Origin of the sequence: Nostoc sp., from assembly GCF_036919495.1 — a bacterium.
Taxonomy (GTDB): Bacteria; Cyanobacteriota; Cyanobacteriia; order Cyanobacteriales; family Nostocaceae; genus Nostoc.
On sequence record NZ_JBALBZ010000212.1, the window covers coordinates 131,452 to 155,454 of the forward strand.

Here is a 24,003-nt window from a genome sequence, read left to right on the forward strand (position 1 = left end):
CACATTACAAGATGAATACGGCAATGCTATTAGTTGATCAGCAAATAATGGGCAACTCAATACTAAATTCAGTTCCCCAAGCTGGATCAGACATCACATTAATTCGACCATCATGGCTGTCAATGATTTGGTAACAAATCGATAATCCTAATCCTGTCCCTTTACCCACTGGCTTAGTGGTGAAGAAGGGATTAAATATCTGATTATGAATCTGGGTAGGGATTCCGTTACCGTTATCCTTAATGAAAATTGCAATGTAGCGATCGTTTAGTTTCTGCGTGCGAATCCAGATCCGACTAGGCTCGTTTTGCATTATTTCTTGTGATGACCTAGGGTTGCTTGGAGAGGATCGCACTTGTTCAGCTTCTTCTAAAGCATCGATCGCATTATTCAGAAGATTCATAAACACCTGATTGAGTTGCCCAGGAGAACAACAAACCAAAGGTAATTCTCCATATTCTGTAATCACTTCAATACCAGAATGCCGTTTGCCAGGGTTGAGACGACTTTGTAAAATCATCAATGCAGCCTCTAAACCCTCATGAATATCAACTACCTTGAATGTTGATTCGTCTAATCGAGAGAAGTTTCGCAAAGATTTAACAATCTCCCTAATCCGCTCGGAACCTGTGTGCATTGACTGGAGTAATTGTTTGATATCTTGTTGAATAAAGTCAAGTTCTAAGGCTTCAATTTCTTGCTGAATCACTAGGCTTGGATTAGGATATTCTTGCTGATAGAGTTGAATCAGTTTTAGTAAATCATCATAGTATTCGCTAGCATAAGTCAAATTTCCATGAATAAAGCTAATCGGATTGTTAATTTCATGGGCAATGCCTGCAACTAAATGTCCTAGCCCAGACATCTTTTCTGTTTGGACAACTTCAAGGGCATTTTGCAGTTTGAGCAAAGTTTGTTTTAAGGTTTCATTCGATTGTGCAAGTTCTGCCTGAATGCGTTGCCGTTGTTGAATTTCTTTACTCAGTGCATGATTTTTTTGGTTAAGCAAAACGAATTGATCGCTCGTTCGCTTTTCTAACCGCAGTAAATTAATGGCTGGGCTTTCGGGCGATCGCGGCTCGATCAAAGATCCTTGACTACGACAAGCAATTCCCTCTCCTTGGACTTGGTGGATAGTTAAAGCTCCCAAAATCATTTGACGACTTTGAGAGCAAGCTCGAAGATAGTCGATGACTTTCTCTGAAGAATCAGTAACAAACTCGGTAAGACATTGACCAATCAGTGCTTTACTGGTCTTGTTAAAGAGTCTGGCAGCAGGCTGATTAACTGCTAAAATTTCACCTGCGCTAGTCACAAGAAGCAGAGGTTCTGGTAAAACCTGGGCAAACTTTAAAAATTGATCGCGTATCATGATCTGGAGGTACTGAAGCAGGGATCTTTACCATTGCTCATAGCACGGACGGGATAAAAGTAAAGAGACTAATACTAACTAATACTAATTTTGGATTTGAGATTTTGGATAAAAAGCTTTAACTACAAAGCTGCTTCAGAAATTTCAAATAATATATTCTATCCTAATCTGGAATAAGGTAGGCTTTGGGGCATCAACTTCAGCCGGGACATATTACAGGGAGAGGGTGATAGTCTGCAAATGTCCCGTTTGAGGCTGCTACTATACTTTGAAGTATTCTTGTGCTACAAACTCGTCTAATACTTCGCTAGGTTTGAGATGAATGACGATTCTGCATTCTTGTGCGCCTCTAGCAATCGTTTCTTGTAACTCGACTCTAGCGTAGCCGAGGTTGTCGGCTGTGATTGCGCCAAAAATATTAGATGTCATGACACACATGGCTTCGCGCCCTTCTACCTGTTCTGCAAAGGGGCATTTGCGATTGCCTAAAACGATCTTCTCATCAGTTTCTTCAATCACGTAAAAGTCGCCTTGAATCCGGCGTTTCCAATCTATGAGGACGGCAGTTACCTGGCTACGAGAAAGATTTGACAGTTGCAAAGCGTTCTGGTATACCTGATTGACATGTTGACCTGTTCGATAGCCGACTACATTCAAAAAGCCTTCTGCCTGTTCAATCCCAACAACATCTTGTAGGGTTCCAGCCAATTCTCTAATCATTGTACGCAGAAATTGATCGCGCTCGATCGGTAATTCTAAGGATTTTATTTGTTCGTCGAGCGAAGATATGTGAACCATGATGGTGTTATTTCCTAAGTTTTCAGATAGGGCAAGCATGAATGATACTTAATTAAGCGAAAGTCAGTGACACACCAAAAAATTTTAATTAAGTACCATGTTTACTAAGAATAGTTTTCCCTAATTGGCTACAAAACTAACTTAAACTTAGGAACATATACTTACTAGTAAAGGATCAACGCTGTGTCTTGTCTTCAAGTTGACTCTACAGCTATCGCCTCGCTATATTTGTCAACGACGATTTGACGAGCGATCGCCAATCCTAACCCGTTCCTTTATCAACATGTTTAATAGTAAATAAATCCATCAATGCCATTCACTAAAATATTTATAATTACCTGATTTAGAGGCTATAATATACTTACGAAAAAGTGATCTAGTTATCCTACCCTATTTTGAAGTTAGGCAAAAAACTTGAGGAACTTGTGAGAAAATATTTGAATTAAATAGTTTTTTAATCTGTTAAAAAGAAATTATCAACATTGAGTATTTAAAATAGGCTAAACTGGGTGTAAAAGCTGGCAGGATATTAGTCATCTACAATCAATCTTAATCTATTGTTTGATAACACAAAGCACATGTAGATGAGTTTTATCAGAAGATATCAGATGACGTTAACGAGGAAAATATCATGCAAAAAGAATATATGGAGATTTTAGAAACATTAATTAATAAATTGACATTATCCGCAATATTAGAAATGTTAGAGCGAATATGTCATAGAAAAGCAGAAAATCTGAGAACTCATTGGCAAGATGAGACTTCAGCAAAGCTTTGGGATAAAGCTGCTAGACAGATAGAACAGATAAATGTTGATGTTTAATTATACAATAAAGCTCAGTAAATACAAGAGATTAGTTACTAGGAAGATTTACAGTATTTTTAATGCATTAATTGTGTGCCTAATCTTTTTTCTTTAAAGAATAGTCGAAACCGAGTTCGCGCAAGCACAGGGCAAATGCTCTTTAAAACATGAACAAAATGTGCATAGGTGTAGCCTGCCGTAAACATCGCTAACTATCAGCAAGCTTACACGCTGATTAGTCTGCTATCAATGGGTAATGAAAAATCACGAGACCATTCATTCCAAGAGCCAAAATAATTTCTAGCAGAAATTCCTGCCTCTTCAAGGGCTATTAATGTATTAGCAGCCCTTGAACCCTTAAAGCAGTAAATGTACACAATAGACTCTGAAGTAATACCTATTGATTGACAAATTTCTCGGATTTCTTCTGGCGAGCGAAACGTAGGGATTTCTAATTCAGAATTCATCAGACGATGCCATTCTAACCATACTGCATTAGGTATTCTACCTTTGCGAGGACAAAAATCAGGGTTATAGGGAGAAGAACTTAGCCCAAGCCATTCTGAACTGTCGCGCACATCTAATTTAATAATTGCTGGATTGCCAATTGCTTGCAACATCTCAGTGGTAGTCACCATTATGTCAGCATTGGGATGCAATCTAAATATGCTGCTTTCACGCTTTGGTACTTCATCGGTAATAGGTAATTCTGCTTTGAGCCATGCTCTATATCCTCCGTGTAAAATAGATACCTGAGCGCAACCCAAATACTTCAGCAAGAAAGCTGCTCGACAAGATTGACCATAACCTTTATTTAAAGCATCTTCATAAACAATTAACTGTTCTGTACCAGATATTCCTACTCTGCTCATAATTTCTGCAAAATACTCTTGCAGTTCCTTCAATCCTATTGGAGAGGAATTATCTAAAAGATAGGTGAACAAATCTCTAATATTTATGGATTGAGGAATATGAGAAATAAAATAATCTTCTTGACTTCGCGTATCAATAATGACAGTCTGTGATAGATTTTCTGCTAACAGTGACGTGAGTTCTTGAGGAGAAATGAGGAGTTTTGTATTCACGACTTCATACTTCTGTTATTGTACCAGTAAGCATTATCGCCCTTGGTAAATTTGCATTTTGGAATGCAAATTACAGAATAATGAATGTTAAATGTTACGAGATAACTTTTGGTATATGTTATTTGACAGTAATAATTACGAATCCAGAATTTTGAATAAAGTTTATTTACAGAGAATAAAGAAGCAAAGGATTATTTTCTCGTCTGGGGCTAAAGGTCGCAGCGACAAATAGCCTAACGCTTCAAGGTAAGCTTATCGTTTGCTCAACGCTTAATTTGTCGATTAGGGACTTCCAAGAAATAAATTATTCCAAGAAACGAACCACAGAGACAAGGCAGCACGGTCTTGGGGGTTTCCCCCATGAGCGACTGCCGCGCAGAGAACGCAGAGAGAAGAAATAGAGAGAGTTTTTGCCTCAGTTTTGGAACATTTTTTTATTTGGAAGTCCCTTATCAAAGTACAGGACAAGTGACTTCAAAAGCTCATAGGTATGCCTGCCATGCTTTCGCCCACGATCACCAAAGCACCTAGAAAATTTTGATAGCTTTGGTTCAGAATACAAGTTCGTTCTTAACAATTTGTTATCAAAGACAATTCAGTGTTGAATCACCTTTGAACCACGAGAAACATCAAGATTCCTAACACTCCTAAGTTGAAGTGTCACTAGCGAGAATACTATTACAAGTAGTCGTTCCATTAGTAGAAACTACCCTGGAAAAATAATGTGAGGTTGGAGTAATGGATGAGCAGCATCGGTACTTGCGAATTGCCCTTGTTGTTGTTGGAATTGCTTTTCTCCTGGTCTATCCGTTGATGAAAATATGGCCATCGGGCTGGTCATGGCAACCAGCTCAATACGAATATGAACAGATGATCATCGGCATTTATGCGACGCTCGGTGTCTTTTTACTATGGGCTTCTCGAAAACCAGAAGCCCATCTCAGTTTAATCTGGTTTACTGTCTGGTCGAGTTTTGTTCATGGGGCGATTATGACGGTACACGCAGTGATTGACTCTGCGGAACGTGGACACCTCTTCGGCGATGTTCCAGCATTGATATTGGTAGCAATTGTCCTTGGTTTCCTGGCATCACGCGAAGTAGTGCCAGTGCATGAATAAGCGCGGCATAACAAATGCAACACTGCCAAGCAACAGGGAAAGAACCCAATTGCTTTTTATTTTACAAGTTTTGCCCAAAGTGGCTTTGGGATTAGCGTTGTGTTGCGGAGTACGCAAGAGCGGACACATTCGTAAAGCTACCATTACCTAGTTCAAATCGACCGCAGACTCAAAAGTGGCTTCTACACAGACGGCATAACGAGGTTTTTAGCCTCGTTTATCTTTGTTAATTATAGATAAACGAGGTTTGGTTTTATTCTGCTGACCCTTCTTTTTTCGCTGATTTTTGAATCAATTCAGCTACTAAACCTGTCCAACCGGTTTGATGGCTAGCACCAATACCTGCACCAATATCGCCATGAAAATATTCATAGAACAGAATCAAATCACGCCAATGTGGGTCGTTTTGAAACTTTTCTGAGCTGCCATAAACAGGCCGCTTACCAGATGTTGGGTTTTTCAGGAAAATTTTGATCAGCCTTTGGCTTAATTCATTTGCCACTTCTTGCAAATTCATCTCTTTCCTTTCACCAGAAGAATTAGAGCACATAACTTTGATTTGATCTCCCCAAAAATCATGAAACTTCAATAAAGATTCAATGAGAAGATAATTCACAGGGAACCAAATAGGGCCGCGCCAATTAGAATTTCCACCAAACATTCCATATTTTGATTCTGCTGGTTCGTATTCTACTCGATACTCTTGTCCATTTGCTCGTAAGACATAAGGATGATCTTTATGATATTTTGACAACGCTCGGATACCATAATCACTCAAAAATTCTGCTTCATTCAACAGACGCTCCAAAATCGATTTGAGTCGATCTTTATTTACCAGCGACAAATAATAAAGTCCATTTTGATTGGGGAGAACAGAAACATTCTCGTGTTGAGTAAGTTGGGGACGATTTTGAATAAACCAATCAACCCGCTTTTTAAAATCTGAAGATAAATATTGCTCAACAATATCTTGTTCAATTGTTTCTACAGCAAAAAGCGGAATTAACCCGACCATTGATCGCACTTTCATTAACAGTACACCTTCACTGTTCGCACCCTCAACTACACCTGGAGGAGCTTTCAGAATATCATAGTAAAAATTGTCTTTTTCATCCCATATATCTACTTTTGTACCACCGACTTTATTCATTGCATCAGCGATAAGTAGGAAATGCTGGAAGAATTTAGAAGCCATATCTTCATATTCGCTTCTATACTTACTACTAGACTTACTACTAGACTCAGGATCTTCTTTGGCAAGTTCTGTGGCTATTTTTAGCAAATTTAGACAGTACATTGCCATCCAGCTAGTACCATCAGACTGCTCTATGATTGCATTAGGAATCTGAATATTGCTTCTATCCAAAACTCCAATATTGTCTAATCCTAAAAATCCACCTTGAAAAAGGTTGTTGCCTTCAGCATCTTTACGATTCACCCACCAAGTAAAATAAATAGATAACTTTTGAAAGATTTCTTCCAAAAACTTTCTATCAGCAGTGCCATACATTTCCTTTTCTATGTTGTAAACACGCCATGCAGCCCAAGCATGAACAGGTGGATTTACATCACCAAATGCCCACTCATAAGCTGGTAGTTGACCGTTGGGATGCATATACCATTCGCGCGTAAATATATACAATTGCTTTTTGGCAAATTCTGGATCGATTAGTGCCAAGGTAACGGTATGAAAAGCTAAATCCCAAGCAGCAAACCAAGGATATTCCCATGCGTCTGGCATGGAAATAATATCTTCATTAAATAAATGATCCCACTGACGATTTCTGCCTAATTTACGTTGTTCTGGTGGTCTTGGTGGAGTGGGGTCGCCATTGAGCCAATCATAAACTACATAGTGATAATATTGTTTGCTCCACAACATACCAGCAAAGCTTTGTCTTTGCACATTTCGCATATCCTCGGAAATACCAGAAGGACAAACAGCTTGATAAAATTCATCGGCTTCGCGCTGGCGATCTTTAAGTACACTTTCAAAATCATTACCAAAAGGAGAATCTAAATTTTCATTGCTCAACCGCAGTCTAACTACTTTGGTTTCTCCTGGATTAATTGTCAAGTCGTAATGAACTGCGGCTTTTGTCCCTTTTTGAGTAGAATTTACTGTTTTGTTATTTCCGAAAGAAACAATGTAATCATTTATGCCATCTTTGACGGGGCCGGAATTATCACCCCAACCAAATCGTTTCTTGTTTGTTTCGTTTTCTGTAAATAGAAGTTCTTTAGGAGCTTCGCTATAAAGCCATCCTTTGCGTAAATTTTTAACTTCATCATTATCTTGATAAACAGTTTCTATGACGCTTAGGTTGGAGTCAGTTTTGATAGCTTGCAAGTATTTAAATTCTTTTGTTTGATTCTCATACCCCCAAGACCAAGTATTGCGAAGCCAAATAGTTGGTAAAAGGTGCAGTTTGGCGGTTTCTGAGCCTCGGTTAGTAACACTAATTTTGATGTGAATATCTTCTGGAGAATTCTTAGCGTACTCTACAAAAACATCAAAGTAACGATTCTCATCAAAAATCCCTGTATCTATTAGTTCATATTCTAAAGCTGCGGGATTGGTTGATTTTCGATGTCTGTTTTCCTCAATTAGCTGGCTATAAGGGAAAGCTTTTTGTGGATATTTGTAAAGGTATTTCATGTATGAGTGCGTGGGAGTGTTGTCAAGATAAAAATAATATTCTTTGACATCTTCCCCGTGATTGCCCTCACTATTGGTTAAACCAAATAGCCTTTCTTTCAGAATCGGGTCTTTTTCATTCCAAAGAGCGATCGCAAAACAAACTCGTTGATAATTATCGCTAATCCCAGCAATTCCATCTTCGCCCCAACGATAGGTGCGGGAACGAGCTTGATCGTGAGAAAAGTAATCCCAGGCAGTGCCATCAGCACTGTAATCTTCTCGTACTGTTCCCCACTGACGATCGCTTAAATAAGAACCCCACCGCTTCCAATATTTATTTTTGCTGCGATCGCGGTCTTCTATTAATCTTTTTCCTTCTGCCGTCTCTTGAATCTTGTTCATTTTTCGTTTCCTTTTATGATGTTTGCGATGATTAATTTGCAATAGTTAATAGCAGTCATAAGCTATTAACTTTCAAACGAACCTAAATATTATTTGTGTCTTTACTAAATCAAGGCATGATAACAACTTGATAAAATTTCTTCCCCTGCCCCCCTGCCCCCTGCCCCCTGCCCCCTGCCTCCCCTGCTCATTACTCTGTAGCTAGCCAAGCGCGGAGTACTTCTCCAACTGACCAAGCTTGAGCAATACAACCTTTAGGTTCCATTGGTGGATCGCCATTAGATATTTCACTGATAGTTCCAACTCCAGCAGTATAGAGGTGATGTTGCATCGGTTCTAGAAATTGCCGAGCAACGGATGGGTTCTTAAACACACGCAAGTGAGCTAAGACAAATGAACCAATTAACCATTCCCAAACTGTTCCTTGGTGATAAGCGCCGTCACGATGAAATTGATCTCCACCATAGTGGCCGATATACTGCGGATCGTCAGGTGCAAGACTGCGTAATCCGTGAGAAGTTAGAAGCGATCGCTCGCACGCTTCTACTACTTGCCGTTGTTGTTCAGGAGTGAGCGGACTTTCTGGCAAGGATACAGCGAAGATTTGATTTGGTCGCAAAGAGGCATCGTTACCATTTGGGCCGTCTAAAACATCAAAACAGTATCCTTTGGCATTATTCCAAAAACGACTAAAACCTTTTTGAGTGGCATTAGCCATTGCATCATAGTCTTTATAAGGTTTTCCTAACTTTTGGGCGAACTGAGACATCGTTCGCAAAGCGTTATACCAAAGGGCATTCACTTCTATAGGCTTGCCAATGCGAGGAGTAACCACCCAATCATCGACTTTGGCATCCATCCAGGTAAGCTGCACTCCTTTTTGCCCTGCATAAAGCAACCCATCATTGGGATCGAGGCGAATATTGTAGCGTGTTCCTTGACGGTGAAATTCGACAATCTCTGCGAGTTTGGGAAATAAATCTGCTAATAGCTTGTCATCACCAGTGGTAGCAAGGTAAAGGCGGATGGCTTCAAAATACCACAGTGTTGCATCAACTGTATTATAGTACTCTTCCGTGGGTGGCTTATTATCGTCAGGGAAACGATTCGGCAACATTCCTTTGTTGATATATTTGCCAAAGGTGCGAAGAATGGACTCTGCAATTTGAGGACGATTAGTGGCAAGCGTCAGACCGGGTAGACTAATCATGGTATCCCGACCCCAATCAGTAAACCAGTGGTAACCGGCGATGATGGTTTTTCCGTCTTGTCGGTCAACAATAAACTGATCGGCAGCGAGTACAAGTTGCTGCACCCAATCAGGAGGTGGAGGGGCTTGTGGCGATCGTTTAGCTTGCCAGTCTGCTATCAGCTTTTGCTCGTACTGGTGACGTAAGTCTAAGGCTATTGCACCATTTAAATTAGGATTTTGCTCTCTACTAGCGACAAAAGTAAATGAGCTTCCAGGCTCTAATGTGGCTTCAAAAGTTGCTGGATGAAGATGATCGTCTATATCGTTGAGTCCGCGTTCCTTTTCGGCTGCGAGTTCAAATCCATAGTACCACTCATTATTAAGTGAGACATTACCGCTATCTGTCAACAAGTATAAAGGTTGCGCTCCCTGAAATACTGTGACGCCGACTCCACGATCGATCGCTTTTACATTCATTCGCCAATCCTTGGCAGGCGATTCTTGAGCATGGGTTCTGCTGTGATAATCCCGGTGATTAACAAATGCTTTGATTGATAATTTAAGCGATCGCTTTGCTCGTCGCAAGTAGTAATGAATATATGTAGTATCAGCTCCAGGCTGCATCCAGATGCGTTTCTCTAATAACGCACCTCCACAAGCAAAACTCCATACAGGTACTGTTCCTTCTAAATAAAAGCTTTCGATATAGCGGTAACCTTGAGGAGCAACTGTGCCATTTGACCAACGATTGGCAAACAGGGGATAAGAGCTGTCTTCATACTCTGCTGTTTCATCTAGCTTTGCTAGTAGTAAGGTTCGCTGCAACGGTGGTTGCAGTGCAGCCACAAGTAAACCGTGATAACCCCGTGTTGATAAACCTGCTACTGTACCCGAAGCATAGCTACCGCTACCATTGGTTACTAACCACTCACGCGACTCTGCTACATTAAGATTTCCACAAATTTCCCGTCCAAAGTTGATGCTCATAAATAGACCTAATTATGTCACCAATATTCTCAGTTTTGGTTTCCACATCAATAACTTTTATTAACTCCAAGTCTATATAGCTGGTAAAAGTTTTTGAATACATAGCAATCCTAAATCATTCGGAAAAAATCTGTTGTCTGTTGTCTATCTCCATGACTAATTTGATAATTCAAATAGGATTGCTATAGCGCCTTATCAACCAACAGAGCTTAACTAAACTTAATTTATAAGCTACGATTAAGTTCTTGCTAAATTTTTGAGAAAACTTAGGCTAGGTGCAAAAAAATATTCCCCACCCTTCATTTTTACCGGCAGTTTAAACCCATATTCTTCAGTTTTTGATCCGCCCCATTCTTTTGGCCATTTCTGAATTCCCTCTGGTTGACCAATTAGCGGATCTGGGCCAGCATTGACTTGCACAAAATGCTTAGGATTTGCCCATCTAGACTGTATAAAATTAAACTGATTTTCAATATCTGCTTGAAAGCAAAGAAACAGCAATCCTGAGCCTGTTGTCGGCTCTTGACTGCAATCTTGCTCTCCAAAACTGACAGAACGACGAGCAATCCGATGCATTCTCTCTACCTTTAAAGCCTCGTCAAAACCTGGGGAAGACTCTACTCTACCTGTATCACCTCTAGGATTAACTTTGCGGATATGGGTGTGGAACGGACACTTTGTTGCCTGCGTATCCAAATCGTAATTAAAATTATTAAAGTAATTATAATTGGTTGATGTCGCACTTTGACTTGGTAAATCTGAGAGGGTTACTGGAGTTCCATCTTCAAACCGTCCCACAACCAAAGCTCCGGCTAAAGTTTCATTAATATCTAATTGTTTAGCCAAATTCCGCACCTCTTCACGGAATTTTTGGACATTTTGTTCAAGTTTACGACAAACTAAGTAACTGCCATAACTATCTTCAGTCTTACCATTAGGATCTTTAACCAAGATCGCATTTAGCGGAGCGCGAGGATCCCATTTGCTGAAGTCAGAGTTATTAGCTTTGGCACTGGCAATATTTCGTTTCAGAAATAGAGGTTGACTGACACCATCAACATAACCGAAGTGTTCTATAATTTGTTTTTGAGCATTTCTGAGGATAAAACCATCTTCTCTGTGAAGTATTTTCGACAGTTGAGACAATTCTGAACAGATATCGTTAATTGCTTTGGATAAGTCTGTCAAATTATCATCTGCTACAAGTAGCAAGGCATCTGATTTCTGTTGAAATCCTGGTTCCCAATCTCCCGGTGCTGGATCGCCTAAAAAGCCCTTGATATCAACATTTTGCATACCTAATCGAAATGGCTGATCTCCGGGTATTTTCCACGGTTTTATTTGTAGATATTCATAACCTTGACAAGACAAATATAAACTAGCAAATATACCACCTGATATCTTTTTAGTTCGGTATTCGTAGGCCTCATTTGACTGCTGCTCGGCAGATTTAACATATTTCTGGGCAAAGTTTTGAATCCATTGTTTGACTGCATTTACTTGACCAGGTTTAAATTGTAAAAACAGATGTACGATATGATCTCGTCCATGCCCATTCAGAATGTTTCCCTGTAAATCTTTTAGCAAAGTTTGGTATTTACCAGGATTTTCTGGATCGATGCCATCTTGTGGTATGGTTTTTAAATCTTCTTCTGTTAGTGCCATTGCTTAACTCTGGTTGTAAAGTTACAATTGAACTGTTGCAGATTAAAATCAATAATTTTAGATAGTCTTAGTAAGACACTTGGTTTAACACTACGCAACTTCTAAAGTAAAAGGTTTCAAACGAAAAATATAATAGGGTGGTATAGAAGTATTTTCTCCTGCATTGAGAGGAGCAGAACGGTGTAATTGATTGCAATCTAAATATATATAGCCATCTAAACCTAAGGTTAGTGAATCTGTCCAAGACAACTTCTCGTCAGTAACTAGAATTTGGTAGCAGCGATCTGGTGTAATCACTCCAATCCCATTATTTGCTATGCTACGACTTCTAGGCGATCGCGTAAATTTTCCATAGTAAAATTTTATTGATTTCGCCAATGGTTGAGAGAATGTCATTTGTTAGAAGTAGTTACAAAATGGATTTTATCATCATAAAAAATATTCTTTTTAATATTTGATCGAGCCTCCTTAAACTTCAAGCTTTACCATCTTGGCGTGGGAAGGTTTACCTAATTCAGTGAGGTAGAACATCATGTAGTAACCTGGTGGGTAAAGATTAGCATTTTTCGGCGCTCTAAATTTGATGGCAGACTCATTCCCTAAAACAACATTTTCGACTGGTAAATCTGCTAATCTTTGTCCATAATCGAAAGAATGAGTAACTGAACCCAACTTAACCAGAACCACAGAACCTGTTTTTGTAGCATCCTTGACTGAGATACTACTAGATTTCCCATAGTTGAGTATTTCAGGAGATTTGGCTATTTCAGGACGAGCACCCGGCTTAAACAAATACGGGGGACTGAATATCTCTGCCTGCCAAATTTCAGAAGGCACGAAAGGTTGTTTGTCTCCTTTATCAAGGTCTTCCTTAATAAAATAACTTTGAGGAGATTGGTAATATTCTTCAAGATTGAATTCCTTTTCCTTCTCACCTGATTTGTCTGTCAGTTTGGGAAACTTATAATAATATTTCAGGGGATCTCGCTGGATATTAACGTGAAGTGTGCCATCTTTTTCCCGTGCTGTTCGATTGGCATTTCCCCCAATAATCAAAACACGAGCATCCGGTAACAAAATTGCCCCATTATGATAAAGCCTGGGTAATTTAGCCGGATTCATAGATTTGGTAATGTAACCCCCTATAGCCCTGGAATCGGGAGTCATTAGCAAAGGTTCATAGACTGGCTTGTATTCTGGATATTCACCGCCATTAACTACCAACAGTTCCTGATTGGGCAGAATCACTGTTTGGAGGTTAGCTCTTGGCTTATCAAGAAAGTTATTGACAATTTCCCACTTGCCATTCTTTTCTCCACTCTTACGAGGAGATGTCCAATGCTGTAGGCTAGTAGAAACCCTTGACCAGTTTGGAAAACCTGCTGTATTACCTCCTCGGCCATAGTTGATGTCGTTGGTGCCGATGATACCTCCGAGTAATAAAACATCTTCAGAGTTAGGAACTTGCACAGCAGTTCCATAAGCTTTAGACGACTCTCCCCGGTCGGCTACTACTTCAAAACTGACGGATAATTTACCCTCTGCGCCTTCATCGATAGACATTAAATAGCTTTTTTTACTGGACTGTGTGACCAAAACCCCACCAATTCCAGCGTCATCTCCAGTTATCAAAAGTTTGCCATCAGCAGTTGGGAAAACGCGAGGATAGAGGTCTATAGTATCGTAGGCACCCACATCTGTGAGTTTGGTGTTGAAGGGACTGTTTTCTACGGTTGTTAGGTCAATATAGTGGAGTTTTTGGGTTTTAGGATCGTAAATTTCTAGACTCGGATTAACTTGGTTGGGAGACTCGTATTTTAGACCAGAAAAAATAACTATTTTCCCATCAGCTAGTGAAATTAAACTGGGATACCAACGTCCTTCTTTGAGTTGTCCAGCAGCAGACCACTTATTTGTTTTCCAATCATAAAGGTTTACCTGTCTAGAGCCTGTAAAGGCTCCTCCAGGGTAGTATCGTCCAGTACCACCGACAAAAAGAACATTACCATCGGCTAGTTGCAAATGACCGGAGCAAAATAAATCGTTGATTTCTCCATATTGCTGGAATGGTGGTGAAGCAATGCGCTCAAGTTTTCCAGTTTCAGGATCTAAAAGGGCAGTATTGTTGATGATATTATAATCTGTGACATTGACTCCTTCTATAAAGCTGGGATTGGGTTCTCCATTTTTAATAACTACGGTATTGCGAAAACTACTACCACTGACGCTCAACACCTTGCCATTGGGAAGAAGTAAAGTATGGACAGATTGCATCAAATTTTCTTTAGGAGGCATAGGGATAGTTTCCCATACACCCATTTCTTCTTTTAAACCGGCTATTGGCTGGGCGATCGCCTGTTCCCAGCCACAGATAATAATAGCTACAGCCAGAATAAAAGCCAGAAAAACTGAGACTATCTGATTTTTATTAAAGAGCATAATAATCGATAAATCTTAAGTACCTATGCGAAATGAATTGCACAACATAGAAGAAGAGGTTAAATGATATTTAAATGAAAAATATTTGATTATTTAACCCCTTATATATCCTATGATGGCAAGGAAAAGAGAAACAATCAGATTCACAAGCGATCAAAGATATTTGACGATTGCTCAATCAAGATAAATCCCTTCGATAATTTGGACAGAAATATCTAAGTAGTTATCTGAAACTACTTAACAATAATAGTTGATTTTATCCAACTGTATTCGAGTAGCTTTGATGGCTTCGTTGGCAATATCGTAGGCACTTGGATATTTATTTTCAGGATCTTCTCCAGGAATCCAAAACTTACGTCGAGTCAAACGAAGCGAGTTAATAAAAGCAGGAATGGCATTGAAAATCTCTACTGCGATCGGGCCATCATAGACTTGTAAAATTGGTTCTAAAAATGATTGCCAAGGAATCCAACTTGTATGAAGTGCCCCGCGATCGGGAGGAGAGACTTGTACGTAATGAAGTCTTTCCTGTTCGGCAAGATACGCCACTTGTGCTTTGAATATTTCAGGCCCATCACCATCAAGAGTTTCGTGAGCGCTATCAATCACTACTCCTACTTGTTTACTATCAACTCCATCCAAAAACTCAATTAATTGCGATAATTTGTTAGGACCAGAGGTTTCCCAATGAGTAATTGGTTCAATTGCTAATTTGACATTTTGTTGCTCTGCGTATTGACCTAATTCATCAAATATCGTCTGAGCATTGCGATAGCGAATTGCTAAATGCTCCTGAAGTTGATCGCTCCAAATTGGAGCATTAAAGTCAGTAGTTGGAAATACACCATAAGGGATGACAATCGGCCCCATCATAATTTCACCCCTCAGTGCAGCTGTTATGTCAATCCTTGACTTGAGGTACTCTAGTGCTGCTTGTCTTTGTTCATAGTAGGGAGAACTTAAATCGAAGGAACGGGTAGCCCCGACATTAGTAGTAATTTTTACATCCTCTAATCCTTCTGAGTCCAGACTATATCGCAAACTAGCATAATCTTCAATGTCTTTTTTATAATTTTTATCTTCGTTAGGCGCAATAGGAAATTCAAAGCCAGTGTAACCAAATTTTTGAAGCTCTTTTATATGCGTTAGAATTGTTTGTCGATATTCTGAATCACCAGGATTCAAATTGACGGTAAACAGGAAGAAGCTCAGGTAAATATCAGGCAAAGATGATGAGTTGCTCATGTTAAAATTTGAGTTGATTGCTAGTTAAATCCAAAAATTATGAACTTTTAATTGATAAGTTAAAGCAATTTTGCTACCTATTAATCAATACGGTTCAGTTAAGCATTTCTTCTTCACGCCCATTGATAGTCCTTTCACTAATCGGGCTAAGAAATTTAATCTCAGAAGAAAACTGTACCTAAAAAAAATCACCTGTTCTAAAGGAGCGGAAATAATAGTCAATAATCTCGCGATATTCTTCTTTGCCCTTTTTATATTTGTTCATTTTACAAGTCTCCAAAAGTTGTAAAATCGCAGCTTTATAAGGGTTTAGTATTCCAAATCTGACGACTAATTTTCCAGTTATTATCCTGTTTTTTCATTAACCATAATGCCCGAAATTTAACCAGTTTCGATGGGCTACCATCTTTTGGGTGAATTGTGGCAATAGAAATTCCTAAGACATAACCAAAATCGCCAATGACTTCGATTTCTTCAGCAGTGAAAATGGGATCGATCTTGTTGCTAGCAATCTGCTCGCTAAAGCCTTCAACAATGTCATTAATCCCAACGCGATCGGGGACATTCGGCGCCATCCAAAGAGCATCTTCTGTATACATCTCGCCGTAACCACACAAATCTTCAGATTTAACATTAGCGGCATATACTTCTTCAAAGACACTTTTGATCTTTTCTTTATCACTCGATTTCATTCCTATTCTCCGTTGAAATAATGTTTAATTATCTTATTTGCATCTAAGAATTGGGCAAATTCCATCATATTTCGCTCTTCGCAATAGAGAATATGACACTGCAAAACGAATTTGCTAATGAAATAACTGTAAAAGCCCTAATGATGTGGCAAATCAATTCAAAATTCATAATTTTTATCTTTTGAATTTTGAATTGACCTACTGACTACTTGCTGAAATAGCTTATAAACCAGTCACATCATGTAGATAACTACGAGCTATTAGCGCGTTTTTCAAAGGATTTGTTTTGTTAGGATCTTGTTCTGCTTCCACTATGAGCCATCCTTCATAGTTGGCATTAGCAAGCTCATTTAAAATTGGTTTAAATTCAATTGCACCTTCTTTGGTGTCTCCTGGAACAGTAAACACACCTTTTTTGATCGAATCTAAAAAGCTCCAACCTTTTTTGATAGACTCATCTAAAACCGGCTGACGAATATTTTTTAGGTGAACGTGCTTGATGCGATCGGCATATTTCTTTGTCACTTCCAGAGGATCGACTCCTGCGTAGTATAAATGACCAGTATCGAGCAGCAAATTAACATATTCGGGATTGGTATTTGCCATCAAGCGATCTATATCAGCCAAGTTTTCTACTCCTGTACCAATATGGGGATGGTAGGATATCTGCATACCTTCCTCTTTTGCTTTTTTACCAAGTTGATTCAACCCTTGAGTAAGAGCATTCCATTGCTTGTCAGTAAACTTTGGTCTGTTAGGCAAAGGTGCAACTGGCTGTTGATGAACTGCGTTACCCAATTCGGCTACTACAATACTTTTGCTGCCACCAATTTGTTTCATAAATTGCACCTGTTTCTTGAATTCAGCCCAGGTTTCATCCGTCTTCCCTACAGTGAATTCAGTTCCCACCCAAGGTTCAGAAATAGTCAAGTTACGAAGTTTTAACTCTCTTTTCAAAACTCCGATATCTTCCGGATACTTACCTGAGGTTTGCGAGCCTTTGAAGCCAGATAGTGCCATTTCACTCAGAATCTGCTGATAAGGGATACGAGGATAGAGATCAATACTAGGATCGTCACCATTGCTCCAACCCGTGGGCGTAATGCCCAAAGAAACTTTTGCTGGATCGAATATAGGTGTTGTCTTTGAAGGCGGAACCAGAGACACTAAATATGAATTTTTGTCGCTATTTGTAGCGGCAGTGGCGGGAAAACTCAAGTAAGTCATCCCGAAAAATACCAATGCTACTAACACAATTAATAAGCGACCAATAGACTTGAATTGATTACAACCTGTAGAGTTATTCATCTTACGTTTACCTTGTTGTTTCAACATAGTTTGGTTATTCCAAAGATATGTGAATTTGTTCAATTTTTACGAGTTAATACTGTGTTTACAATGAGCAATAAACAAATAGAATTTGATTATTGCTCGTTAAAGCGAATGAAGTAAAGTATTAATTAGCTCAGAATTTCAAAAAATATTTCATTCTGCAAAGGGAACTACTACTGCTGAAAGTACTAAAATTATGTAAATACTTAGAATCACTTTAATTGATACTTTCGTCATTAGTTAATAGCTTAATAAACTTTTCAGAATCGTTACGAACCTATTAACATTTTTCAATTCTTAAGTATTTAGGAAAAAGGAATGGATATGTTCTTGTCCGTTACACTGTCTTCTCTATTTTTAATCCCTTATCAAGATTCTCTTTGGGATGACAAAAATTAGTGTGTTTGAGTCAAACTTTCTCAAATTTGCCTATAAGAGAAAATTTTGCCAATGCTTTACAGCAATGTTTGCGGATGGTGGGTTATGAAATTGTACTAACCCACCTTACATTTTTTTATTTTCCGCTTTTCAATTCACACTGAAGCAGGACTCAAGTTTCACTGCAAAGCACCAAACTTAGTGACATCTCCATTATAGGTAGTCCCGTCAGGCATCACAGAATTAGACAAATCTGCCCCAGATAGCTTAGTTCCATTAAGCTTTGCTTCTGATAACCTTGTATTTCTCATGAAGGTATTAGACAAATCCGCTCCCGATAGAATAGCTCGAGAGAAAATTGCTGCCCTTAGCTTGGCATTTTTCCCCACAGCATTAGACAAATCGGCATCAGAGATAATAGCCTCTGTTAAATCTGCACCGGTTAAATCCGCGTTTAACAACTTTGTCTTACTCAGAAGGGCATTATATAAATCTGCCTGAGAAAGATTAGCCCCCGTTAGGTTAGCATCAGACAAGGTGATCCCCATCAGGATAGCTCCCGATAGATTGGCTCCCGTTAAATTAGCTCCTTGAAGCTTTGCATCATTGAGTAGGGCACCAGAGAGATTTGCTTTAGATAGATTTGCCCCACCGAGTGCGCTGCCATATAAATCTCTATTCGATAAATCCGCTTCCGATAGATCGCAGTTAACACAGGCGTTTGTGATAAGCAATTTTTGGTAATCTGTCGTAACGAAAGCGTTAGCGGGCAAAGTAAAGATCGTTAAGCTAAAAAAAATCGAGAAGGCAATAGTAGAGAGCCTACGAAACCAAGATGTAATACTCATGTTTGGTCTTAAAACTAGGAATTGTTGCTATTTTGTCAGGCTCAAAGATGAGTCTTATTTTAGAGGTTGAGTGAGGTGATACCCAGAAAAGATGTTAGCTTTTAGCCAGGCTCACTAAAGGGGGTTCGCTCCAAGTCCCATATCCCTGGCCTTTCGCGCCAGGTGGGTTAACACCGATAGCAGACCATAAAAGTCCTTCTGGATAGGCATGTGGACTGATAATAAAGGTTCCATCCTTTTCTTTGGTTCCAAAAACATCCCGCCAGGATTGTGGCAGTGTATACCAGGTGGCCATATACCAAACCTTAATGATATTGCGGGCGATCGGGCCAAATTTTTCAGATGCCAAAATCTGTGCGATTGATTCGTGGTTGCTTTCTTGTTTTTCAAGCTCCAACTGATGAAAACTTGTTAACAGTTCTCTAAGCAAATCTCCACCAATTATGTCCCGAATGGTTTCAAAATAAAGAGTAGCAACGCCTGTTCCTTGCAAGTGAAACTTGGAAAAACCTGTAAGAACCACTGAGAGATTGAGGAAATACTCCATAAACTCAGGTGCATTAATATCCATCAGTTATTTACCTCCACAAAAGTTTAGATTCGCAAGTCAAAGTTAGCTAAGGCTGGTCTAACCTGTAAATAGGAGCCGCATTAACCCCTGGAGTGCCTGGAATGGGGTTACGCATTAAACTATTAGCCTGTTCTTTGAGGCGGAACATTCCCCCAACTGCGGGAATCAAATGCTCAGGATGTCCATTAAAGGCGTATTCAATCTTGGTTAAGAAGTCACTATAGGCGGACAGAAACTCTAAGGCTGCTGCACGCACTTCTGATCCTTCGGGATAATCACTCAGTTTGGCATTATCCTTAATCGGATAAACTGCGTCCCAATCTACGGTAAAGGATTCACCTGTAGGCTCATTGGGCTTATCAGATTTTGTCGGATCATCCTTGTCAATGACATAATATTGCTTTAATAGTATTTGCTGAAAACGATAGTCATGGGCTAGTTCTCGCTCTGCATCATAGATCGTCTCGCTTCTTGACCCTTCACCCTGATCTTGAATCACTTTTAAGGCTCGTATGGCTGAACGCAGATCGGTTACTGGGATGATGTCTCCACCGCCGTTATAGTAGTATTCTGGAGTGATTTGTCGTTTAGGATCGCCACAAAATAGATCGGGACCCTTCTCTTTATAGAGTGCATTCAGACCACGAATGATTTCTGCATAAAATAAGCCAATGCTGTAGAAAGCCTTGGTCGGATCGTAGCCTATAATATTGAACAAATATTCTTCTAAGCTTCGAGATGCAACTAATGCTTCACCTTCTGGAACGTGTTGAGACCGTTCAATTTTACGAAAGGTCTTTATCGTCTCTTCGGAAAACTTGCTTAAACCTACTTTAAAATCCGTAGATCCCGTGGGTAGAAAGCTAGGATATATGGGAATAAAATGATAGTCCGTTAGGACTGGTGATTCAAACGATCCTCCTACCGCATTATAAACATTAGCCACGAGAGTTAGATGTAGCATTTCTTCTACAGCAACCGCCCGGATAATATGGAAAGCTTCTAAATTTGTTCCGGGTTTAATGGAGTAAAGTGCTGTCATGTAAGGGGGAATGGTTGCATGTTCTATCTTCATTGCCTGTATGAGATAGTACTTCAATTGGTCAACCGTTGTAATCAACTTTAAGCTATCAGAGACTGTAGTCATAATTACGTCTACTCGCAATATTTTTTGACTGTGTAAGGGCTACTAGGGCGTATGATTAAATAGCCCTATAACGCTATTTAGCGCTGAATTTCAGCCATCATGAAGTTTTAGATTAAAAGCGCACAAAGCCTTTCACTGATGGAGCGTAATTTTAATTGCTGACACGCCTTACCTGGCTTGCAAATTACTGGCTTGCAAATTACTGGCTTGCAAATTATGAGAATTTAATTCTTGAAGCATCTGCTCGGCAAGTCTAAAACTCAGCGCGGCAATGGTCAATGTTGTATTTGAACTGCCAATGGTTGGCATACTTCCTGCACCAACTAGGAAAAGATTTTTATGATCCCAACAACGCAGATCACTATCAACAACTGACTTGGATGGGGTCGCTCCCATGATATGAGTTCCCGAAAAGTGGTTTCCGCCTTTGTATACGTAACCTTCACCCTCAAACTCAAAATAGGCAGGGTCTTTAGGATCGTAGTTGGTATAATCTTCCGCTCCTAAACGCTCGAAGATTACACGAGAGACTTTTCTGGTGTAGGCAAGGGTTCTGCGACTATAGTCTGGTAGGTTGAAGCTAATAACGGGACGATAATTACCCAGTTTATCCTTGTACCTCGGATCGATGGTTACTCGGTTACTGTACTCGGGGAGTAATTCACACATGAAAGCTAGCAGTAGTTGTCGTGAAATCCGACTAATCAATGTCTGGCGAAGTTCTTGGCCATATTTGTGCTTGTTATCGACTGCATCTTCCACTTCACCCTTGGGCGATCCGGTTGCCCATCCCCAACCATCATTATGAATATCTACCGCGAAGGCAGATTGTCTTTTACGGAAATCGCCTTTACGAAATGTTCCGATTCCCGATGTAACAAGAGGCCCTCGCATAGTGCCAGTCACTTCAGGCATCAAAGCCCAAGCTAAGGTGAAAGGGTGATCCATTAAATGCCGCCCTATCATCCCACTGGTGTTAGGCAAATCAGAACCGAGCAATAGCCGAGCGTTTTCGACGGCATTAGTCGCTAAGACAAATAATGTTCCTCTAGCGGTTCCTGTAGTGTACTCACTAGAATTGGGGTTCTCATAACGCTTATAGTGAATAGCAGTGACACGACCATTTTCGCGATCGTATTCAACCTGATAAGCCACTGCTTGGTAGAGTACATGAACCCGACCGGTTTCAAAGGCTTTAGCTAAAGTTCTGCGAGCATCATATTTCGCTTGAACCGGACAGATGGGAACACAGTTAGCGTTTCCTTGGCAACGCTCCCCATACTGAACAGGATGCACACTGGTAACTCCATCGGCAACAAAGCGGTTACCATTATCGTATTTAGGATTGGGTACTCCATTTCGAGCTTGAGGAAATGTAGAAAAGCTTAATGTATGGGCCTTGTCATAAAGTTCAACTGTAGTCCCATTAACTTTCTCAATAACTTTCTGATCCAAGTAAGAGGGGGGAAGCTTTTCCATCGGGAAAACATAGCCATCTGGAAATTCGAGGCCTACTTTTTTTTGCTCATCTACGTCCCCACAAACCCCCATTTCGTACTCGGCTTTGCGGTAGTATGGCTCAATGTCTTTATACTCAATTGGCCAGTCAAGACCTTGACCGTAGTTACTGTATAACTTGAAATCTTCCGGTAACATGCGTGGGGTTTTTGCTTCCCAGTGCATCGTTGTTCCACCCAAAACCCGTGTATAGGAACCCGAAAGGGGCATGGGGCCTTGCTCTATAAAATAGTCTTTGTAATCAGTGGGGCTTTGAACATTGGAGTTAGCGGGATACGGAGAGTTGGGATTTTTCTCCACGGCTTTGTAGAAGGTTTCGACGTAACTTTGAAAGCCTGCAAGGGTAAAATCCTTTTCTACCGTAGCTTCCAGGATTAAAACCCTCTTGCCTTGTTGACTCAATTCTTTGGCAACAATGGCTCCAGCTACCCCCGTTCCTACGATGACGACATCATACAACGTTTTAGAGACAGTCTCAGAATCGACATTTACAATTGTCTGATTTAGGCTCATCGGTTACTCCTTAAAAGTTACTCTTTGACATAAATCTATTTGGCAATATCTCCAGATATTCAATGAGAGGACTTTTGCTTCAGCAATATCCTTATTAAAGACTCCATCACCGATCTAAGGAAGTCAATATTGACGGACTTATTCTTGGGCTGCCATCAACTTCTTCAAGAAAATTCCTTAGGTACTGTATACTTGTTATAAAGTTTAGTAACATGCTAGTTTGCAAACATCTAATTCCACGAAATAGGAAGGCAAACGCATCTTGTCAGAATGAAGACGGTTCTAATAGCCAATTTCTGAATTTGTAGATGAATTGTGTATTTTATTTACAGACTTTATAAATTATGTATTCGAAACAACATCATAATTATCATCACCGTAAATACGCGGTGTCAATCAGTAATATTACGTAACTGATTTACTATCCTGACTTTTCCCGTTATCTCCTTGATTGAGCGATCGCTAATCTTCTCACTAAATCTAGGTCTCATCATTTAGCCCCAATTTTTATTTCTCCAGAGTGACAAAAGCGGTTGATGGACGATATGTCCGCGATGGATGAAAGAAACGGAATAAAAAGTACGGAAAAAGTTTATACTCGCATTTTGTCTTGACAGTTAAGACCGTTCTCTCAATCGTGCATCCTAACGAATGCGTTCGGCGTTTTGGTTGTTATACGGCTGATCTATACGCCATTGCTGATTGGTTAGCCAGGGCAAACGCATCTAAATTACTCTTGATCACAACGAAGGTTAAGAACCAACGAAAAAATCAGGATTTCGCGTTTAATTATTTTTTAAGCCCCAAAGCGATCGCCTAATCTTTTCGCAATAAGCAAGAGTTAATGACATTACTTTTAACTCTATTGATAATAGACCTTACTTATTGACATGATGCGGCCGCCCTGATTGGTTAGCTGAATGTGGAGTTGAGACAGTAGCAATGGAATCAACAGGTGTTTATTGGATTCCATTATTTCAAATTCTAGAGACTCGTGGCTTTGAAGTTAAGCTTGTGAATGCTCACTATGTCAAAACTTTGCCTGGACGCAAGACAGATGTTTTAGACTGTCAATGGTTGCAACAGTTGCACAGCTATGGATTGTTGTCAGGTTCTTTTCGCCCAGAAGACGAAATCTGTGTTATATCCGTCAACGTGATAAGCTAATCGGCATTTAAGCTGCATAATATAAATGCAGAGTCGATTGAAAATAACTATGCCACCACCAGCCAAAAACTTTTTAACTTCGGAACA

Annotated in this window: 17 protein-coding genes and 1 pseudogene; 3 read left to right on the plus strand and 15 right to left on the minus strand. The window is 39.8% G+C overall.

The window, feature by feature from the left end; translation table 11 throughout:
- Window positions 1–37: 37 nt before the first annotated feature.
- Both V7K25_RS30620 and V7K25_RS30625 read right to left on the minus strand, forming a co-directional pair.
- Complete coding sequence (locus tag V7K25_RS30620) at window positions 38–1,372, minus strand: PAS domain-containing sensor histidine kinase (RefSeq protein WP_335163533.1); 1,335 nt, start codon at window positions 1,370–1,372, stop codon at window positions 38–40.
- Window positions 1,373–1,633: 261 nt separating this feature from the next.
- A complete protein-coding gene (locus V7K25_RS30625) occupies window positions 1,634–2,209 on the minus strand; it encodes a methanogen output domain 1-containing protein (protein ID WP_335163535.1) in 576 nt (191 codons plus the stop codon).
- A gap of 592 nt (window positions 2,210–2,801) precedes the next feature.
- On the opposite strand from V7K25_RS30625, the gene V7K25_RS30630 reads away from it, so the two are divergent.
- Window positions 2,802–2,993 (plus strand): hypothetical protein, encoded by a 192-nt coding sequence (locus V7K25_RS30630; protein ID WP_335163537.1) that lies wholly within the window; start codon window positions 2,802–2,804, stop codon window positions 2,991–2,993.
- A 206-nt stretch (window positions 2,994–3,199) separates the two neighbouring features.
- Here the strand turns inward: V7K25_RS30630 and V7K25_RS30635 are convergent, their stop codons facing one another.
- Window positions 3,200–4,060: a sulfurtransferase gene (locus tag V7K25_RS30635; protein ID WP_335163539.1), complete on the minus strand. Its 861-nt coding sequence runs from the start codon at window positions 4,058–4,060 to the stop codon at window positions 3,200–3,202.
- Between the two features lie 738 nt (window positions 4,061–4,798).
- On the opposite strand from V7K25_RS30635, the gene V7K25_RS30640 reads away from it, so the two are divergent.
- The gene (locus V7K25_RS30640) at window positions 4,799–5,179 is read left to right on the plus strand and encodes a DUF6632 domain-containing protein (protein ID WP_335163540.1); all 381 of its coding nucleotides are present in this window, start codon (window positions 4,799–4,801) and stop codon (window positions 5,177–5,179) included.
- A 253-nt stretch (window positions 5,180–5,432) separates the two neighbouring features.
- Here the strand turns inward: V7K25_RS30640 and V7K25_RS30645 are convergent, their stop codons facing one another.
- From V7K25_RS30645 to V7K25_RS30700, 12 genes are all read right to left on the minus strand, one after another.
- Window positions 5,433–8,222, minus strand: coding sequence for an MGH1-like glycoside hydrolase domain-containing protein (locus tag V7K25_RS30645; RefSeq protein WP_335163542.1), 2,790 nt, complete (start codon window positions 8,220–8,222; stop codon window positions 5,433–5,435).
- A gap of 190 nt (window positions 8,223–8,412) precedes the next feature.
- On the minus strand, window positions 8,413–10,401 hold the full coding sequence (locus V7K25_RS30650) for an amylo-alpha-1,6-glucosidase (protein WP_335163544.1): 1,989 nt from the start codon (window positions 10,399–10,401) through the stop codon (window positions 8,413–8,415).
- Window positions 10,402–10,638: 237 nt separating this feature from the next.
- Window positions 10,639–12,066: a Dyp-type peroxidase gene (locus V7K25_RS30655; protein ID WP_335163546.1), complete on the minus strand. Its 1,428-nt coding sequence runs from the start codon at window positions 12,064–12,066 to the stop codon at window positions 10,639–10,641.
- Between the two features lie 90 nt (window positions 12,067–12,156).
- Entirely contained in the window at window positions 12,157–12,462 is a 306-nt protein-coding gene (locus tag V7K25_RS30660) for a hypothetical protein (RefSeq protein WP_335163548.1), read from the minus strand.
- A gap of 72 nt (window positions 12,463–12,534) precedes the next feature.
- Window positions 12,535–14,505 (minus strand): galactose oxidase early set domain-containing protein, encoded by a 1,971-nt coding sequence (locus tag V7K25_RS30665; RefSeq protein ID WP_335163550.1) that lies wholly within the window; start codon window positions 14,503–14,505, stop codon window positions 12,535–12,537.
- Between the two features lie 237 nt (window positions 14,506–14,742).
- The gene (locus V7K25_RS30670; protein ID WP_335163552.1) at window positions 14,743–15,750 is read right to left on the minus strand and encodes a sugar phosphate isomerase/epimerase family protein; all 1,008 of its coding nucleotides are present in this window, start codon (window positions 15,748–15,750) and stop codon (window positions 14,743–14,745) included.
- Between the two features lie 299 nt (window positions 15,751–16,049).
- A complete protein-coding gene (locus V7K25_RS30675; protein ID WP_335163554.1) occupies window positions 16,050–16,442 on the minus strand; it encodes a YybH family protein in 393 nt (130 codons plus the stop codon).
- 222 nt (window positions 16,443–16,664) lie between these two features.
- Complete coding sequence (gene iolE / locus V7K25_RS30680) at window positions 16,665–17,777, minus strand: myo-inosose-2 dehydratase (protein WP_335163556.1); 1,113 nt, start codon at window positions 17,775–17,777, stop codon at window positions 16,665–16,667.
- Window positions 17,778–18,331: 554 nt separating this feature from the next.
- A complete protein-coding gene (locus V7K25_RS30685) occupies window positions 18,332–19,000 on the minus strand; it encodes a pentapeptide repeat-containing protein (protein WP_335163558.1) in 669 nt (222 codons plus the stop codon).
- A gap of 94 nt (window positions 19,001–19,094) precedes the next feature.
- Window positions 19,095–19,571 carry a hypothetical protein gene (locus tag V7K25_RS30690; RefSeq protein WP_335163560.1) on the minus strand — a complete coding sequence of 159 codons (477 nt, stop codon included), beginning with the start codon at window positions 19,569–19,571 and terminating at the stop codon, window positions 19,095–19,097.
- Between the two features lie 46 nt (window positions 19,572–19,617).
- A complete protein-coding gene (locus V7K25_RS30695) occupies window positions 19,618–20,718 on the minus strand; it encodes a ferritin-like domain-containing protein (RefSeq protein WP_335163562.1) in 1,101 nt (366 codons plus the stop codon).
- A gap of 168 nt (window positions 20,719–20,886) precedes the next feature.
- Window positions 20,887–22,749, minus strand: a complete 1,863-nt coding sequence (locus V7K25_RS30700; RefSeq protein ID WP_335163564.1) for a GMC family oxidoreductase — start codon at window positions 22,747–22,749, stop codon at window positions 20,887–20,889.
- A 909-nt stretch (window positions 22,750–23,658) separates the two neighbouring features.
- Between V7K25_RS30700 and V7K25_RS30705 the strand changes: the two are divergent.
- Window positions 23,659–23,895: pseudogene (locus V7K25_RS30705) on the plus strand (IS110 family transposase); the annotation flags it as partial.
- Window positions 23,896–24,003: the final 108 nt, after the last annotated feature.

Coding starts and splice junctions, on each gene's coding strand:
- V7K25_RS30620 (WP_335163533.1), bottom strand. CDS start 1,372: ATGATACGCGATCAATTTTTAAAGTTTGCCCAGGTTTTACCAGAACCT.
- V7K25_RS30625 (WP_335163535.1), bottom strand. CDS start 2,209: ATGCTTGCCCTATCTGAAAACTTAGGAAATAACACCATCATGGTTCAC.
- V7K25_RS30630 (WP_335163537.1), top strand. CDS start 2,802: ATGCAAAAAGAATATATGGAGATTTTAGAAACATTAATTAATAAATTG.
- V7K25_RS30640 (WP_335163540.1), top strand. CDS start 4,799: ATGGATGAGCAGCATCGGTACTTGCGAATTGCCCTTGTTGTTGTTGGA.
- V7K25_RS30645 (WP_335163542.1), bottom strand. CDS start 8,222: ATGAACAAGATTCAAGAGACGGCAGAAGGAAAAAGATTAATAGAAGAC.
- V7K25_RS30650 (WP_335163544.1), bottom strand. CDS start 10,401: ATGAGCATCAACTTTGGACGGGAAATTTGTGGAAATCTTAATGTAGCA.
- V7K25_RS30655 (WP_335163546.1), bottom strand. CDS start 12,066: ATGGCACTAACAGAAGAAGATTTAAAAACCATACCACAAGATGGCATC.
- V7K25_RS30660 (WP_335163548.1), bottom strand. CDS start 12,462: ATGACATTCTCTCAACCATTGGCGAAATCAATAAAATTTTACTATGGA.
- V7K25_RS30665 (WP_335163550.1), bottom strand. CDS start 14,505: ATGCTCTTTAATAAAAATCAGATAGTCTCAGTTTTTCTGGCTTTTATT.
- V7K25_RS30670 (WP_335163552.1), bottom strand. CDS start 15,750: ATGAGCAACTCATCATCTTTGCCTGATATTTACCTGAGCTTCTTCCTG.
- V7K25_RS30675 (WP_335163554.1), bottom strand. CDS start 16,442: ATGAAATCGAGTGATAAAGAAAAGATCAAAAGTGTCTTTGAAGAAGTA.
- iolE (WP_335163556.1), bottom strand. CDS start 17,777: ATGTTGAAACAACAAGGTAAACGTAAGATGAATAACTCTACAGGTTGT.
- V7K25_RS30685 (WP_335163558.1), bottom strand. CDS start 19,000: ATGAGTATTACATCTTGGTTTCGTAGGCTCTCTACTATTGCCTTCTCG.
- V7K25_RS30690 (WP_335163560.1), bottom strand. CDS start 19,571: ATGGATATTAATGCACCTGAGTTTATGGAGTATTTCCTCAATCTCTCA.
- V7K25_RS30695 (WP_335163562.1), bottom strand. CDS start 20,718: ATGACTACAGTCTCTGATAGCTTAAAGTTGATTACAACGGTTGACCAA.
- V7K25_RS30700 (WP_335163564.1), bottom strand. CDS start 22,749: ATGAGCCTAAATCAGACAATTGTAAATGTCGATTCTGAGACTGTCTCT.